Here is a 14,651-nt window from a genome sequence, read left to right as displayed (position 1 = left end):
TTACCGATTTCTGTCCCACTCTCTTTTTTACTTCTCAAAAACTACCTCTTGATGGGGAAAATGTGCCACTTACTGAAAAGTCCTTGTTTTGTTTTTAACAGCTGTTATAATGGTACTATCAAAACGTTGGGAAAGGAGTTTTATGAAAGTTAGAATCGAATTGGATCCATCAATGGACGAGCCTGAGATCTTGATTCGAGCTCCGCGCTTGACCCCGGAGTTGACCCAGCTGCAAGAGAGAATCCTCGAACAAAAGGTTGATCCTTTGGCCTTCTACAAGGATCGAAGTGAGTATTTTCTAGATGTGGCATCGATCCTCTTTTTTGAGACGGACGGGGAGAAGATTTTTGGGCACACCAAGGACGAGGCCTATGAGGTTAAGCAGAAGCTCTATGAGTTGGAGGAGCTGCTTCCCATCGCCTTTTGTCGGATATCCAAATCCACCATTGTCAACGCAAAGCAGATCTATTCTCTAGAAAAGTCTTTTTCAGGAACCAGCACGGTCAATTTCTATCAGACCCATAAGCAGGTTCACGTATCCAGACGCTACTATCAACTCTTAAAAGAACGACTAAATGAAATGAGGTAATATCATGAGAAAAAAATTAATCGGAGTATTCTTAATCCTTTTAGCAGCCTTACTCCTTTTACAGGGCTATTTTGTAAAATGGGACATCAGCATCTGGACCTTAGCTTGGGTTACCTTGCTTGCCGTCCTGTCCCTCTCTAGTTTCTTAAAACGCCATTTTGGTTGGGGCTTCATCTATGGACTTTTAGCCCTCTTTTGTCTCAATGGGCAATACCATTTCCTCCCAGTTTCAAATTCAGTTGTCATCCTTTCCTCAATTCTCGCTGTGATTGGGCTCAACATTTTGTTTAAACCCTCTAAGAAAACAAAAGCCCGCCTAGCTTCCTATTCTGCTGGGTCCATGAGTAAGTCGGATGGCAATGACATTGATGTCACTTTTTCAACAGTGACAAAATATCTCAATGACCAACACTTTACCCGCGGAAGTGCAGATGTGAGTATGGGAGAAGCATCGGTTTATTTTGACAATTGCCGCATCGAGGGTCCTTCTGCTCAGTTTGTTGTCGATGTTTCCCTTGGGAGTCTGAGCCTCTATGTACCAAGTGATTGGCGCGTCCATGTTCATGTGGATAATTCCCTCTCAGCGATCCAACATCAGGAAAATCCAAGTGTTCTTACTAGCAAGGATTTCTACATTACAGGCGATGTCTCCTTAGGAAATCTGGAAATTATCTATGTGGGAGCGAATTCGTTTTCTTAAGTCGGAAATGAAAAACTTTGGCCAAAAGCTTGCCAAGAGAGATTTTTTTTGGTAATATAGTACGGTATGTGGTGCTAGCACATCCGTTATATTAGATCTAATAGGAGGAAACACAGAAATGGCTAAAGTATGTTATTTCACAGGTCGTAAGACTGTATCAGGTAACAACCGTTCACACGCTATGAACCAAACAAAACGTGCCGTAAAACCAAACCTTCAAAAAGTAACTGTCCTTATCGATGGTAAACCTAAAAAAGTTTGGGCTTCAGCTCGTGCATTGAAATCTGGTAAAGTAGAACGCGTTTAATAAAGAAAGAAGGCTGGGCATAAAGTGTCCAGCCTTCGCTTTTTGATAGGAATAGTAGTATGACGCAGTGGTTGATTGGAACTACTCATGTTTGCAACATTCGTACTTCCTAATCAACTGTGCGGGGGTGGGAATACGAACTCTTTTGAACGAATCGGAGTTCTTTCCCACTCCCTTTTCTTTTTCTCTAGAGACAGCTGTTACAGCGGGAGAAGAATAATCCCTACCCTTTTACAGCTGATCTCTTTTATGGTAAAATAGAATATAAAATACTTTTGAGGTAGAAATTATGACAGTAAAAATCAATACAAAGGACGGTCAAATTGAATTGACTGATGAGGTTATCGCAACTGTTGTAGGCGGTGCCGCTACTGAGATCTTCGGTGTGGTTGGAATGGCCAGCAAAAATGCGATCAAAGATAATTTCCAAGCCCTCCTAGGGAAAGAAAACTTCTCTAAAGGTGTTGTTGTCAAAACAACGGAAGCAGGAACTATCGCAGTTGATGTTTACACTGTTTTGAGCTATGGAACAAAGATTAGCGAAGTCTCAAAAAATATTCAAGAACGTGTGAAATTTAGTTTGGAAAATCAACTTGGAATCACTACGGATACTGTGAATGTCTATATTCAAAATATCAAGATTGTGGGAGAATAATCGTGGCTAATATTACTACAAGTTTATTTCAAGAAATGGTTCAAGCGGGGGCTACGCGCTTAAATAAACAAGCGGAATATGTAAACTCTTTGAACGTCTTTCCTGTACCAGATGGAGATACAGGGACTAATATGGGAATGACCATCGAAAATGGGGCCAAAGAAGTATCTGACCGTTCTGCATCAACTGTTGGAGAAGCGGCAGGGATCTTCGCTAAAGGTCTCTTGATGGGTGCGCGTGGGAACTCAGGAGTCATCACTTCTCAATTGTTCCGTGGATTTTCTCAAAGTGTCAAAGACAAAGAAGAATTGGATGGAGCAGCGCTTGCAGCAGCCTTCCAGTCTGGTGTAGAAGTTGCTTATAAAGCCGTTATGAAGCCAGTTGAAGGAACCATTTTGACGGTTTCTCGTGGGGCAGCCATCGGTGCCAAGAAAAAAGCAGAATCTACCAACGATGCAGTAGAAGTCATGCGTGCAGCTCTTGAAGGTGCTAAAACAGCTCTTGCTAAGACTCCAGATATGTTGCCGGTCTTGAAAGAAGTTGGCGTGGTAGACTCTGGTGGTCAAGGGTTGGTCTTCATCTATGAAGGATTCTTGTCAGCCTTGACAGGTGAATTCATCGCTTCTGAAGAGTTCCAAGCAACACCTGCAACCATGTCAGAAATGATCAATGCAGAACACCACAAGTCAGTCGCTGGCCATGTCGCAACTGAAGACATCAAGTTTGGTTACTGTACAGAAATCATGGTCGCTTTGAAACAAGGTCCAACCTATGTCAAAGACTTCGATTACGATGAATTCCGTAACTATTTGAACAACCTTGGGGATTCCCTATTGGTGGTGAATGACGATGAGATTGTCAAAGTTCACGTCCATACAGAAGATCCAGGTCTTGTCATGCAAGAAGGTCTTAAGTACGGAAGCTTGGTCAAGGTCAAAGTCGACAACATGCGTAACCAACACGAAGCGCAAGTTGAAAAAGAAGAGCGTCAAGCGAAGCCAGTTGAAGAAAAAGAATATGCCATCATCGCAGTAGTTGCTGGTGACGGATTGGCTGATATCTTTAAAGCGCAAGGAGTTGATTACATCATCTCTGGTGGTCAAACCATGAACCCATCAACAGAAGACTTTGTCAAAGCGGTTGAAGAGTTGAATGCGCGCAACATCATTATCTTGCCAAACAACAAAAATATCTTGATGGCGGCTCAATCTGCAGCAGAAGTGATTGATCAACCTGCAGCAGTTGTTGAGACCAAGACTATCCCTCAAGGATTGACTAGTCTTCTTGCCTTTGATGAAAGCAAATCGATCGAAGAAAACTACGAACGCATGAGCGCTTCATTGGGTGATGTTGCGTCTGGTAGTGTGACAACAGCGGTTCGCGATACCACTATTGATGGGCTTGAAATCCATGAAAATGATAATCTTGGAATGGTCGATGGCAAAATCGTTGTTTCAAATCCAGATATGATGGAAACCTTGGAAGAAACATTCGCTCATATGTTGGATGAAGACAGTGAAATTGTGACCATCTATGTCGGTGAAGACGGCAGTGAGGAGTTGGCAAATGAATTGGCCCAAGCCCTTGCTGAAAAATACGAAGATGTAGAAGTGGAAATCCACCAAGGTGGCCAACCAGTCTACCCATACTTGTTTAGTGTAGAATAATTGAACAGAAGGTTCCTTTCGGAACCTTTTTTTGTATATAGAAAAACGAGGAGATTCCCTATGAAAGCAGCGTGATTCAGAGGGATTGAGATTGAAGCGACCCCTACACGGAAGCTTTATTCGTGAGAAAAAGGGGTTTCTGCAAAAAGTCTCACATTCATCAGATTTTTATTCAAATGGAAGAGCTTGAAAAGAGGGGGAAATGGTTTGAGCAGTGGAGTTTTTAGACAAGAAAGACGCGATATGTTATACTGGTATCAGTATGTGAAAGGAGAGTTATAAAAATGAAGAAATTTTTTGTAACCCTTGGGCTAGCCATTTTGGTATTGACTGGTTGTTCGCAATCCCAAACAAAGAAAACTACAACCGCTAGCTCATCTAGCAGTTCCTCTGTTAAAAAAGAAGTAAAAAATGAAGAAAAAACCACAACCTTAGTAGGAGATATCAATGGAACAAAACACCGGGATATCATAAAATCTAAGGGAGATAAGGTTGAAAACCTTCGTATCGAAGTGACAGCTGATCTGCCCCAACAACTTAGAACTATCGCAGCAGAGAAGTCACCTGAAGAGCTCACGGCAGCCATTCAAGCTTTGCTGGAGCAAAATGAAGACTATAAGAAGCTAAAAACCGTTCCCGGTTTTAGTTTGGAATACACAGTCACACCAGAAAAGAAATTGCTCTCAACCAGTGTGATTGACCTCAACCAAATTGATGCCAAGTCTCTAGAAGAAATTTCTTACTTCAAAGATGCTGGTCTCAATGATTTGAAAAACATGAAGGCAGATGCCTTGGTCAAGGCCTTGAAACTGCATGGCATGAAAGAAGAAGGTCAGTAAGAAGAATAGAAAAAGTCGAGTGAAGTCACTTGGCTTTTTTTAGTGACTTTTGTCATGTGAGCGAGTGACAAAATTATCTAGTGGCTGTTATTTTCTTTCGCTATAATATAGTCAGAAAGTAAGAGGTAAGGAAAAATGAAACAATGGTTCTATAAAGTGTTTACGTTAACAGTGGTGGGGATGGTCGTCTATTTGATCTTTTCAAAGGATGATAGTCTCTATTACCATTTTCCTTGGGAATTATTTGCTGGGATTGGCATCATGAGCTGGGCGGTTCAAGAAGGATTGAAAATGATCAAGGCGGTTAAAAAGGAGATGGAGCAATGAAAACAACGGGAGTAACCCTGGTTGTTTTTGCCATCATTCCGGCCGTTTAAGCCTGGTTGAAAGGAGAGTATCATGAGCGTCATTAGAGTAGAGAACTTGAAAAAAAGTATCAAAGGAAAAGTCATTTTAGAAGATCTTTCTTTTGCAGTTGAACGGGGGGATTGTCTGTCCTTGATCGGGCCAAACGGAGCTGGGAAAACAACCTTGATGAACTGTCTTCTGGGAGATATGAAGGCGACTTCTGGGATTATTGAAGTAGAGGGGAAGGCGCCTGGTCATCCTCAGTTAAAGGCTAGTGTGTCCTATCTCCCTCAAGAGAATGCCATCGTTCAAAAGTTAACCGTGCAGGAACTGATCAACTTCTTTCGCTCTATTTATCCCCACCCCTTAACAGGGGAAGAAATTGATGATTTATTACGTTTTAGCTCAGAACAAAAGAAACAATTGGCTAGTAAGTTGTCTGGTGGTCAAAAGCGCCTCTTATCCTTTGTTCTAACCTTGATTGGTCGTCCTAGCTTACTTTTCTTAGATGAGCCGACTGCGGGAATGGATACTTCCACTCGCCAACGCTTCTGGGAGATTGTTGGGCATTTAAAGGAAGAAGGTGTGACCATTGTCTATTCTTCGCATTACATCGAGGAAGTAGAGCACACGGCAGATCGAATTTTGGTCTTGCATCAGGGGCATTTGCTTCGGGATACGACACCTCTCGCTATGAGAAGCGAAGAGGTAGAAAAACATTTCACCCTGCCCTTGCGCTACCAAGCTCTAGTGGCAGAAATGGAAGACATTGGTGAAGTGGTCGCTAAACCCGATGCCCTTCAGGTTGTGACACGGGATGCTAATCGTTTGTGGAGTCGATTACAAGAAGAAGGATGTTCGATCCAAGAAATCGAAGTAACCAATCGAAGTTTATTGGATTCTATTTTTGAAAATACAAAGGAAGTAGGTAGAGAAGATGAAACGCATGAAAGCTCTCGGCGTGGTTGAGTGGCATTTGACCAGTCGCCAAGCTATTTATTACTTGTTATCAATTGGGATGCCCACGGCCTTTTATCTCTTCTTTTCAGGGATGTACCAGGAAACACCAGGAGCACCTGCTCACTTTATGAGGGATTATCTCCTTTCTATGACGGCATTTTCTATGATGTCTACGGCTATCTTTTCTTTTCCAACCGTTCTTGAAACCGATCGACTCAATAATTGGCAAAAAGTCTTGCGCCATACCCCCGTATCTATGGTAGAATATTATCTAATAAAGGTTGTGGGTCTCTTTGTCGATTTTCTCCTATCGATTGGAGTTGTCTTTACCGTGGGCCATGTGGTGCGGCATGTGAATATGCCCCTACAGGATTGGGTCTTAGCAGCCTTTATTCTCATCCTAGGAAGTCTAGCGTTTGTGGCTCTCGGTCTGGTTTTGACCCTGCTTCCTTCCAGTCAATTGATGTCTGTTGTGGGCAATCTCCTTTACATGGGGCTGGCTGTCATGGGTGGACTATGGATGCCGATTAGTCTCTTTCCAGAATGGATGCAAGCCATTGGCAAATGCCTTCCAACCTATCAATTGATGGAACTGATTAAGACCTTTTTAAACAAGGGACAGGTCAATGTCTTTGCGAGTGTCTATTTAACCTTGTTTACCCTGGTCTTGTTTGCCCTTGTTATCGTTTATCGTCGTCATTCTGAGGTTCGTTCATGATTGAAAAACTCAAACATATTCACCATATGTTTTACGTAGGCTTAATCTTTATGGCCTTTCCCTTTGCTTCTATTTTCTTAGGGCAGATTCCCTGGTGGCATTTCTTTTTAGCCATCTTCTTTATGATAAGCTATCTAGGTATCCTCATTACTGAAAATAAGAAACTGACCTGGCTTTTTTGGATTTATCTTCTGCTGTATATTGCAGGAAATACCTTTTTTGTTGGAACTAGCTTTTGTTGGTTTTACTATTATGTGAGCAATATTTTGATCTATCGTTTTGGGATTCGCGATTTTCGCTCGCCCTTTCTTTGGACGGCTGTTGGATCACTACTGATCCTTTTTGGAGCTCTATTATTTAATAGGGAGATGAGAGAAAATGATTGGCTTTTTGTCCTGATCGTCTCTTTGTTTATCGCGGTTATGACCTTTAGTATGGTTCGGATGGAGATGATGGAAGAGTTGAAAGTTGACCATGCCAAGCAAAACGCCCAGATCAATCTCTTGCTGGCAGAAAACGAGCGCCATCGGATTGGCCGTGATCTGCATGACAGTCTAGGACACACCTTTGCCATGCTCAGTGTCAAGGCGGACCTAGCTGATCAATTCTTGGCATTGGGTCAGGTTGAGAAGGCCCAGGAGCAGGTGCAAGAGATTCAAGCCATCAGTCAAGAGTCCATGCACCAAGTCCGTGAGATTGTGGAGAATTTGAAGCAGCGAACCCTGGCAAGAGAGCTAGAAACCGTCAAGCAAATGCTGGAAGTAGCTCAAATCAAAGTGGAGATTCAGAACGAGCTTGATACAGCCAGCATCTCGCCGATCCTAGAATCTGCTCTAGCCATGGTGTCTCTGGAATTAGCCACCAATATGATCAAACATGCCAAAGCGACACAGGCCCTTCTCTTTTATCGCTCTACCGAGACAGGAGTGGAAATGGTCGCAGAAGACAATGGCATCGGCTTTGCCACAGTCTCCGATAAAGACCTGCACTCGATTCGCGAACGGATTGCCTTGTTGGGAGGAGAGCTGGAGATCAGTCATCAACACAAGCCGACCAGGATAGAAATACGGATCCCCTATCAAGAAAGGAAATAAGATGCGCTTATTAGTTGCTGAAGACCAAAGTATGTTGCGCGATGCTCTCTGCCAGCTCTTGCTCCTGCAAGAGGATGTGGAAGATGTCTTGCAGGCTGGCGATGGACAAGAGGCCATTCGTTTACTCGAAACACATCCAGCCGATATTGCGATTTTAGATATCGAAATGCCCATCAAAACAGGGTTAGAAGTGTTGGAATGGGCTAAAAGTCAACAACCCCAGCTCAAGGTCGTCATCGTTACCACCTTTAAGCGACCGGGCTATTTTGAGCGGGCCCTCAAGGCTGGAGTCGATGCCTATGTCTTAAAAGAACGCCGCATTACGGATTTGATGGCCACTCTTCATGCAGTCTTAGCAGGGCAAAAAGAATATTCGCCTGAATTAATGGAAGGGATCTTGACCCATCCCAATCCTCTGAGCCCTCAAGAAAAGGCAGTTTTAAAAGAAGTCGCAAAAGGGGCTTCTAACCAAGAAATTGCTGATCGCTTATTCCTCTCAAACGGGACCATCCGCAATTATATGTCAGCCATTCTGACCAAGTTGGATGCGGAAAACCGGACCGAGGCAGCAAAGATCGCTCAAGAAAAGGGTTGGTTATAAGGAAGAAAAAGTTTCTAGGATTTCCTAGAGACTTTTTTTCTGATAGACCTAGCATTTTTAGAAAAACTCTCATTCTTCGGATTTGGATAGAAAATTCAGAAAATTTACTATTTTTCCTTGAAATATTTTCTAAAAATGGTATGATAGTAGCATGCTAATTTGATATACAAAGTACTGGAAAGGAGAGACATGGAGAAAATTACCTTAGAAACTGCAAAAACCGGTTCAGAGCTCGTTCTTGAAACCCTGCGTGATTTGGGTATTGACACGATTTTTGGTTATCCTGGTGGAGCGGTTTTGCCTTTATACGATGCCATCTATAGCTTTGAGGGTATCCAGCATATCTTGGGTCGTCATGAACAAGGATGCTTGCATGAGGCTGAAGGCTACGCTAAATCAACTGGAAAGCTGGGTGTCGCAGTCGTCACTAGTGGACCGGGGGCTACAAATGCCATTACAGGGATTGCAGATGCCATGAGCGATAGCGTTCCCCTATTAGTCTTCACTGGTCAAGTCAATCGTGCTGGGATCGGGAAAGACGCCTTCCAAGAAGCAGATATTGTGGGAATTACCATGCCCATCACCAAGTACAACTATCAAGTACGTGAGACGGCAGATATTCCGCGAATTATCACCGAAGCTGTCCATATTGCGACGACTGGACGCCCTGGTCCGGTGGTAATTGACCTTCCAAAGGATGTGTCTGCTTTAGAGACAGATTTTATCTATGAACCAAGTGTGAAGCTTCCAAGCTACCAGCCTACCATTGAACCCAATGAATTGCAGATCAAAAAGATTTTGAAGCAATTGAGTAAGGCTAAAAAACCAGTTCTTCTTGCTGGTGGTGGGGTGAGTTACGCTGGAGCTGCAAAAGAGTTGATTGCTCTAGCAGAGCGCTATCAGATTCCAGTAGTGACCAGTCTGTTAGGTCAAGGAACGATTGCGACCAGTCATCCTCTTTTCCTAGGGATGGGAGGGATGCACGGATCCTTCGCGGCTAATATCGCCATGACAGAGACGGATTTCATGATCAGTGTTGGTTGTCGATTTGATGACCGTTTGACAGGGAATCCAAAGACTTTCGCTAAAAATGCTAAGGTTGCCCATATCGACATTGATCCTGCAGAGATTGGTAAGGTCATTGCTGTCGACATTCCTGTTGTTGGCGATGCAAAGAAAGCCTTGCAACAATTGCTAGCAGAGCCAACGGTTCATAACAACACAGAAAAATGGATCGAAAAGGTGACCCAAGATAAGAACCGGGTTCGTTCATACGACAAGAAAGAACGGGTTGTGCAACCACAAGCTGTGATCGAACGCATCGGAGAGTTGACCAAGGGGGACGCTATTGTCGTCACAGACGTTGGACAACACCAAATGTGGGCAGCTCAATACTATCCTTACCAAAATGAGCGCCAATTGGTGACATCTGGTGGTCTAGGAACGATGGGATTCGGTGTTCCTGCAGCTATCGGAGCGAAAATTGCCAATCCAGATAAAGAAGTTGTTCTCTTTGTCGGAGATGGTGGTTTCCAAATGACCAATCAAGAATTGGCAATCTTAAATATTTATAAGGTTCCGATCAAGGTCGTTATGCTCAACAACCACTCGCTTGGAATGGTCCGTCAATGGCAAGAAGCCTTCTATGATGGTCGGACGTCAGAGTCAGTCTTTGATAGCCTTCCAGATTTCCAATTGATGGCGCAAGCTTACGGGATCAAGAATTATAAATTTGATAATCCTGAAACTCTTGAGAAGGATTTGGAAGTCATCACAGAAGATGTACCAATGTTCATCGAAGTAGACATTTCTCGGAAAGAGCATGTCTTGCCGATGGTACCAGCTGGTAAGAGTAATCATGAGATGTTGGGGGTGAAGTTTAATGCGTAGAATGTTAACAGCCAAACTTCAAAACCGCTCAGGTGTTCTGAACCGCTTTACTGGAGTCTTGTCGAGACGTCAAGTCAATATCGAAAGCATCTCTGTTGGCGCAACAGAAAACCCTAATGTATCGCGGATTACCATTATCATTGATGTTGCTTCGCATGATGAAGTAGAGCAAATCATCAAACAGCTCAACCGCCAAGTGGATGTGATCCGTGTCCGGGATATCACTGATAAACCACACTTGGAGCGCGAAGTGATCCTGGTGAAAGTTTCTGCACCTGCTGAGAAGCGAGCAGAAATCTTGGCCATTATTCAACCTTTCCGTGCGACCGTGGTCGATGTAGCCCCAAGCTCTATCACCGTTCAAATGACGGGAAATGCAGAAAAGAGCGAAGCCCTCATTCGTGTTATTCGACCTTATGGGATTAAAAACATCGCCCGCACCGGTGCAACCGGATTTACTCGAGATTAATTCTCACCTTAACATTGTTAACCCCGCCTTAAAAAGGCAAATAATATAATAGAAAAGAGATTTTACTTATGGCAGTTCAAATGGAATACGAAAAAGACGTTAAAGTACCAGCACTTGATGGTAAAAAAATCGCCGTTATCGGTTATGGTTCACAAGGTCATGCACACGCACAAAACTTGCGTGATTCAGGTCATGATGTCATCATCGGTGTGCGTCCTGGTAAATCATTCGATAAAGCAAAAGAAGATGGATTTGAAGCTTACCCAGTTGCAGAAGCAACTAAATTGGCTGATATCATCATGATCTTGGCACCAGACGAAATCCAAAAAGATATCTACAAAGATGAAATCGCTCCAAACTTGAGCGCTGGTAAAGCTCTTGGTTTTGCCCATGGTTTCAATATCCACTTTGGTTACATCAAAGCTCCTGAAGACGTAGATGTCTTCATGGTTGCACCAAAAGGACCAGGTCACTTGGTACGTCGTACTTACACTGAAGGATTTGGTGTACCAGCACTTTACGCTGTCTACCAAGATGCTACTGGTAATGCGAAAGACATTGCAATGGACTGGGCAAAAGGTGTTGGTTCAGCACGTGTTGGTCTTCTTTCAACAACCTTCAAAGAAGAAACAGAAGAAGATTTGTTTGGTGAACAAGCCGTTCTTATGGGTGGTTTGACAAGCTTGATCGAAGCTGGATTTGAAGTTTTGACAGAAGCTGGTTATGCACCTGAATTGGCTTACTTCGAAGTCCTTCACGAAATGAAATTGATCGTTGACTTGATCTACGAAGGTGGCTTCAAGAAAATGCGTCAATCATGTTCAAATACTGCAGAATTTGGTGATTTCGTAACTGGTCCTCGTGTTATCGGTCCAGAAGTAAAAGAAAACATGAAAGCTGCCCTTGCTGATATCCAATCAGGTAAATTTGCACGTGAATTCGTTGAAGACCACGATGCTGGTTTCCCACGTTTGAAAGCCTTCCGCAAACAAGCTGAAGAACTTGAAATTGAAAAAGTTGGTGCTGAATTGCGTAAAGCAATGCCATTCGTTGGTCAAAACGACGATGACGCCTTCAAAATCTACAACTAATTGTCTGTAGAAGACTAAGCAAGTTGGGACACCCTAGCTTGCTTTTTTGATCAATACACAGCAACAGAGGTATGAAATGATAACAGCAAAAGATGTGGCTAAGGCCCATAAAATATTAAGAGGGGTCGTTGTTAATACGCCTCTTGAATACGACCACTATTTATCTGAAAAATATGGGGCAAAGATTTATTTGAAAAAAGAAAATGCCCAACGTGTTCGTTCTTTCAAAATTCGTGGTGCTTACTTTGCGATCTCTCAATTATCAAAAGAAGAGCGGGAACGTGGGGTAGTGTGTGCTTCTGCGGGAAACCACGCGCAAGGGGTTGCTTATACTTGTAATGAAATGAAGATTCCAGCGACCATCTTCATGCCGATTACGACACCGCAACAAAAGATCGGCCAAGTCCGATTCTTTGGTGGAGATTATGTAACGATCAAGTTGGTGGGGGATACCTTTGACGCTTCAGCGAAGGCAGCACAAGAATTTACTCTTGCAGAAAAACGGACCTTTATTGACCCGTTTGATGATCCAAACGTACAAGCTGGTCAAGGAACAGTGGCCTACGAAATCCTTGAGGAAGCTCGAAAAGAATCGATTGCTTTTGATGCAGTCCTTGTTCCTGTAGGAGGTGGTGGCCTCATTTCAGGTGTTTCAACCTACATCAAAGAAACAGAGCCTAGGATTGAGGTCATTGGGGTAGAGGCTGAAGGGGCGCGCTCTATGAAGGCTGCTTTTGAAGCAGGTGGTCCCGTCAAATTACCAGAAATCGATAAGTTTGCAGACGGGATTGCTGTGCAAAAAGTGGGACAATTGACTTATGAAGTGACCCGTCAACATGTGGAAACTTTGGTTGGGGTCGATGAAGGCTTGATTTCAGAGACCTTGATTGATCTTTATTCCAAACAAGGGATCGTAGCTGAACCAGCAGGAGCGGCCAGTGTGGCATCCCTTGAAATCTTGCGCGAATACATCAAGGGGAAAACCATTTGTTGTATTATCTCAGGTGGGAACAATGACATCAACCGTATGCCTGAAATGGAAGAACGGGCTTTGATCTACGATGGGGTCAAACACTACTTTATCGTCAACTTCCCACAACGTCCGGGAGCTCTTCGCGAATTTGTAAATGATATCTTAGGGCCAAATGATGATATCACACGTTTTGAATACATCAAGCGTGCTAGTAAGGGAACAGGCCCTGTCTTGATTGGGGTTACTTTGGCCAATAAGCATGACTATGCAGGTTTGGTCAATCGTATTGAGCGTTTTGATCCGTCTTTCATTAACTTGAACGGCAATGAAACTCTCTATAATATGCTGGTCTGAGTATCATGCAGAAATAATCGACTATTTAAGCAATATATTTTTATGGAATATATTGCTTTTTTATGAAGACTTGTGATATGATATGCGTAAATTAAAAGGAGGAATTTTTTATGCCTGGATTTTTTATCTTTATTTTATTCTTGCTAATGGTTGCAGGATTCATTGTGATTAGCTCACTATATGTGGTCAAGCAACAATCTGTTGCCATCATCGAGCGTTTCGGACGTTATCAAAAGATTAGCGATAGTGGCATTCATATGCGAGCGCCTTTTGGCATCGATAAAATTGCAGCACGAGTTCAATTGCGCGTCTTGCAGAGTGAGATCGTGGTTGAAACAAAAACTCAGGATAACGTATTCGTTACCATGAATGTGGCGACACAATACCGAGTGAACGAAAGCAACGTAAAGGATGCCTACTACAAACTCATGCGTCCAGAATCACAGATTAAATCATACATTGAAGATGCTTTGCGCTCTTCTGTACCTAAGTTGACCTTGGATGAATTATTTGAGAAAAAAGATGAAATCGCTCTTGAAGTTCAAAAACAAGTGGCAGAAGAAATGTCAACTTATGGATATATTATTGTTAAAACCTTGATCACCAAAGTTGAGCCAGATGCCGAAGTGAAACAATCCATGAACGAGATCAATGCGGCGCAAAGAAAACGCGTGGCAGCTCAGGAATTGGCAGAAGCAGACAAGATCAAGATCGTTACTGCTGCTGAAGCTGAGGCGGAAAAAGACCGTTTGCACGGGGTTGGTATTGCCGAGCAACGGAAGGCCATTGTCGATGGATTGGCAGACTCTATTAAAGAGTTAAAAGGTGCGAATGTAGACTTGACGGAAGAACAAATCATGTCTATTCTCTTAACCAACCAGTACTTAGATACCTTAAATAATTTTGCAGATAAAGAAGGGAATAATACGATTTTCCTACCAGCAAACCCGGATGGTGTCGAAAACATTCGTACACAAATATTATCAGCCTTGAAAGCAAAGTAAACTTTTTATCATTTTTTAAAAAAGGTTCGTATTTTCAGCGATTTTAGTTGACAAAATGTGCAAAAAAATTTATATTAGTATTGGAAATAATAATATAGGAGAAAGATCATGGCTAAATCGAACTTTGAAAAAGTAGAATCAGTTGTTGGTTGGGTACGCGATAAGAAAATTACAGGGTATCGTATCAGTAAAGAAACAAATGCCCGTGAAATGTCTATCATTGCCTTGGCTCAAGGACGTGCAAAAGTAAAGAATATCTCGTTTGAAACTGCACTTGGATTGATTGATTTTTATGACAAAAATCATCAAAAATTTGAAGATTAATTTGTTGTTCCAATTGAAAACCAGAGAGTTTGCTCTCTGGTTTTTTCTATGCCTCAAAAGCAGAAGCG

Annotated in this window: 17 protein-coding genes; all 17 read left to right on the top strand. The window is 42.7% G+C overall.

Translation table 11 applies throughout. The features are described from left to right. Positions 1 to 142: 142 nt before the first annotated feature. The 17 genes from HMPREF2685_RS02420 to HMPREF2685_RS02340 all read left to right on the top strand — a co-directional run bounded on the left by HMPREF2685_RS02420 (position 143) and on the right by HMPREF2685_RS02340 (position 14,583). Positions 143 to 589, top strand: coding sequence for a LytTR family DNA-binding domain-containing protein (locus tag HMPREF2685_RS02420; RefSeq protein WP_070465035.1), 447 nt, complete (start codon positions 143 to 145; stop codon positions 587 to 589). A 4-nt stretch (positions 590 to 593) separates the two neighbouring features. After that, on the top strand, positions 594 to 1,289 hold the full coding sequence (locus HMPREF2685_RS02415) for a LiaF transmembrane domain-containing protein (protein WP_070465034.1): 696 nt from the start codon (positions 594 to 596) through the stop codon (positions 1,287 to 1,289). Between the two features lie 118 nt (positions 1,290 to 1,407). Next, entirely contained in the window at positions 1,408 to 1,596 is a 189-nt protein-coding gene (rpmB, locus tag HMPREF2685_RS02410; protein WP_001140948.1) for a 50S ribosomal protein L28, read from the top strand. Positions 1,597 to 1,885: 289 nt separating this feature from the next. Beyond that, positions 1,886 to 2,251: an Asp23/Gls24 family envelope stress response protein gene (locus HMPREF2685_RS02405; protein ID WP_003004393.1), complete on the top strand. Its 366-nt coding sequence runs from the start codon at positions 1,886 to 1,888 to the stop codon at positions 2,249 to 2,251. Between the two features lie 2 nt (positions 2,252 to 2,253). Continuing rightward, a complete protein-coding gene (locus tag HMPREF2685_RS02400) occupies positions 2,254 to 3,918 on the top strand; it encodes a DAK2 domain-containing protein (RefSeq protein WP_014712937.1) in 1,665 nt (554 codons plus the stop codon). A 284-nt stretch (positions 3,919 to 4,202) separates the two neighbouring features. Further along, the gene (locus HMPREF2685_RS02395) at positions 4,203 to 4,757 is read left to right on the top strand and encodes an SP0191 family lipoprotein (RefSeq protein ID WP_049497663.1); all 555 of its coding nucleotides are present in this window, start codon (positions 4,203 to 4,205) and stop codon (positions 4,755 to 4,757) included. A gap of 135 nt (positions 4,758 to 4,892) precedes the next feature. Next, the gene (locus HMPREF2685_RS02390; RefSeq protein ID WP_014712940.1) at positions 4,893 to 5,084 is read left to right on the top strand and encodes a hypothetical protein; all 192 of its coding nucleotides are present in this window, start codon (positions 4,893 to 4,895) and stop codon (positions 5,082 to 5,084) included. 72 nt (positions 5,085 to 5,156) lie between these two features. Then, a complete protein-coding gene (locus HMPREF2685_RS02385; protein ID WP_049497664.1) occupies positions 5,157 to 6,074 on the top strand; it encodes an ABC transporter ATP-binding protein in 918 nt (305 codons plus the stop codon). Beyond that, positions 6,043 to 6,783, top strand: a complete 741-nt coding sequence (locus HMPREF2685_RS02380) for an ABC transporter permease (RefSeq protein ID WP_049483531.1) — start codon at positions 6,043 to 6,045, stop codon at positions 6,781 to 6,783. The genes HMPREF2685_RS02385 and HMPREF2685_RS02380 overlap by 32 nt, the downstream gene beginning before the upstream one ends. After that, positions 6,780 to 7,877, top strand: coding sequence for a sensor histidine kinase (locus HMPREF2685_RS02375; protein WP_049475098.1), 1,098 nt, complete (start codon positions 6,780 to 6,782; stop codon positions 7,875 to 7,877). The genes HMPREF2685_RS02380 and HMPREF2685_RS02375 overlap by 4 nt, the downstream gene beginning before the upstream one ends. Before the next feature lies 1 nt (position 7,878). Then, complete coding sequence (locus HMPREF2685_RS02370) at positions 7,879 to 8,478, top strand: response regulator transcription factor (RefSeq protein WP_049483533.1); 600 nt, start codon at positions 7,879 to 7,881, stop codon at positions 8,476 to 8,478. A 189-nt stretch (positions 8,479 to 8,667) separates the two neighbouring features. Continuing rightward, a complete protein-coding gene (locus HMPREF2685_RS02365; protein WP_070465032.1) occupies positions 8,668 to 10,368 on the top strand; it encodes an acetolactate synthase large subunit in 1,701 nt (566 codons plus the stop codon). Next, positions 10,361 to 10,837 carry an acetolactate synthase small subunit gene (ilvN, locus tag HMPREF2685_RS02360; protein WP_003010242.1) on the top strand — a complete coding sequence of 159 codons (477 nt, stop codon included), beginning with the start codon at positions 10,361 to 10,363 and terminating at the stop codon, positions 10,835 to 10,837. The genes HMPREF2685_RS02365 and ilvN overlap by 8 nt, the downstream gene beginning before the upstream one ends. A gap of 68 nt (positions 10,838 to 10,905) precedes the next feature. Next, positions 10,906 to 11,928, top strand: a complete 1,023-nt coding sequence (ilvC, locus tag HMPREF2685_RS02355; protein ID WP_003004157.1) for a ketol-acid reductoisomerase — start codon at positions 10,906 to 10,908, stop codon at positions 11,926 to 11,928. Positions 11,929 to 12,004: 76 nt separating this feature from the next. Then, positions 12,005 to 13,255, top strand: a complete 1,251-nt coding sequence (gene ilvA, locus HMPREF2685_RS02350; protein WP_014712946.1) for a threonine ammonia-lyase IlvA — start codon at positions 12,005 to 12,007, stop codon at positions 13,253 to 13,255. Between the two features lie 110 nt (positions 13,256 to 13,365). Next, a complete protein-coding gene (locus tag HMPREF2685_RS02345; protein WP_003010253.1) occupies positions 13,366 to 14,259 on the top strand; it encodes an SPFH domain-containing protein in 894 nt (297 codons plus the stop codon). A gap of 108 nt (positions 14,260 to 14,367) precedes the next feature. Then, positions 14,368 to 14,583, top strand: a complete 216-nt coding sequence (locus HMPREF2685_RS02340) for a capsule biosynthesis transcriptional regulator (RefSeq protein WP_003004771.1) — start codon at positions 14,368 to 14,370, stop codon at positions 14,581 to 14,583. Positions 14,584 to 14,651 lie beyond the last annotated feature (68 nt).

Origin of the sequence: Streptococcus sp. HMSC074F05 (assembly GCF_001808725.1) — a bacterium.
GTDB lineage: Bacteria > Bacillota > Bacilli > Lactobacillales > Streptococcaceae > Streptococcus > Streptococcus parasanguinis_I.
This window is presented reverse-complemented; position numbering and strand designations above follow the sequence as displayed.

Excerpts from the sequence above, each read along its gene's own strand:
- HMPREF2685_RS02420 (WP_070465035.1), top strand. The coding sequence starts at position 143 with ATGAAAGTTAGAATCGAATTGGATCCATCAATGGACGAGCCTGAGATC.
- HMPREF2685_RS02415 (WP_070465034.1), top strand. The coding sequence starts at position 594 with ATGAGAAAAAAATTAATCGGAGTATTCTTAATCCTTTTAGCAGCCTTA.
- rpmB (WP_001140948.1), top strand. The coding sequence starts at position 1,408 with ATGGCTAAAGTATGTTATTTCACAGGTCGTAAGACTGTATCAGGTAAC.
- HMPREF2685_RS02405 (WP_003004393.1), top strand. The coding sequence starts at position 1,886 with ATGACAGTAAAAATCAATACAAAGGACGGTCAAATTGAATTGACTGAT.
- HMPREF2685_RS02395 (WP_049497663.1), top strand. The coding sequence starts at position 4,203 with ATGAAGAAATTTTTTGTAACCCTTGGGCTAGCCATTTTGGTATTGACT.
- HMPREF2685_RS02390 (WP_014712940.1), top strand. The coding sequence starts at position 4,893 with ATGAAACAATGGTTCTATAAAGTGTTTACGTTAACAGTGGTGGGGATG.
- HMPREF2685_RS02385 (WP_049497664.1), top strand. The coding sequence starts at position 5,157 with ATGAGCGTCATTAGAGTAGAGAACTTGAAAAAAAGTATCAAAGGAAAA.
- HMPREF2685_RS02380 (WP_049483531.1), top strand. The coding sequence starts at position 6,043 with ATGAAACGCATGAAAGCTCTCGGCGTGGTTGAGTGGCATTTGACCAGT.
- HMPREF2685_RS02375 (WP_049475098.1), top strand. The coding sequence starts at position 6,780 with ATGATTGAAAAACTCAAACATATTCACCATATGTTTTACGTAGGCTTA.
- HMPREF2685_RS02370 (WP_049483533.1), top strand. The coding sequence starts at position 7,879 with ATGCGCTTATTAGTTGCTGAAGACCAAAGTATGTTGCGCGATGCTCTC.
- HMPREF2685_RS02365 (WP_070465032.1), top strand. The coding sequence starts at position 8,668 with ATGGAGAAAATTACCTTAGAAACTGCAAAAACCGGTTCAGAGCTCGTT.
- ilvN (WP_003010242.1), top strand. The coding sequence starts at position 10,361 with ATGCGTAGAATGTTAACAGCCAAACTTCAAAACCGCTCAGGTGTTCTG.
- ilvC (WP_003004157.1), top strand. The coding sequence starts at position 10,906 with ATGGCAGTTCAAATGGAATACGAAAAAGACGTTAAAGTACCAGCACTT.
- ilvA (WP_014712946.1), top strand. The coding sequence starts at position 12,005 with ATGATAACAGCAAAAGATGTGGCTAAGGCCCATAAAATATTAAGAGGG.
- HMPREF2685_RS02345 (WP_003010253.1), top strand. The coding sequence starts at position 13,366 with ATGCCTGGATTTTTTATCTTTATTTTATTCTTGCTAATGGTTGCAGGA.
- HMPREF2685_RS02340 (WP_003004771.1), top strand. The coding sequence starts at position 14,368 with ATGGCTAAATCGAACTTTGAAAAAGTAGAATCAGTTGTTGGTTGGGTA.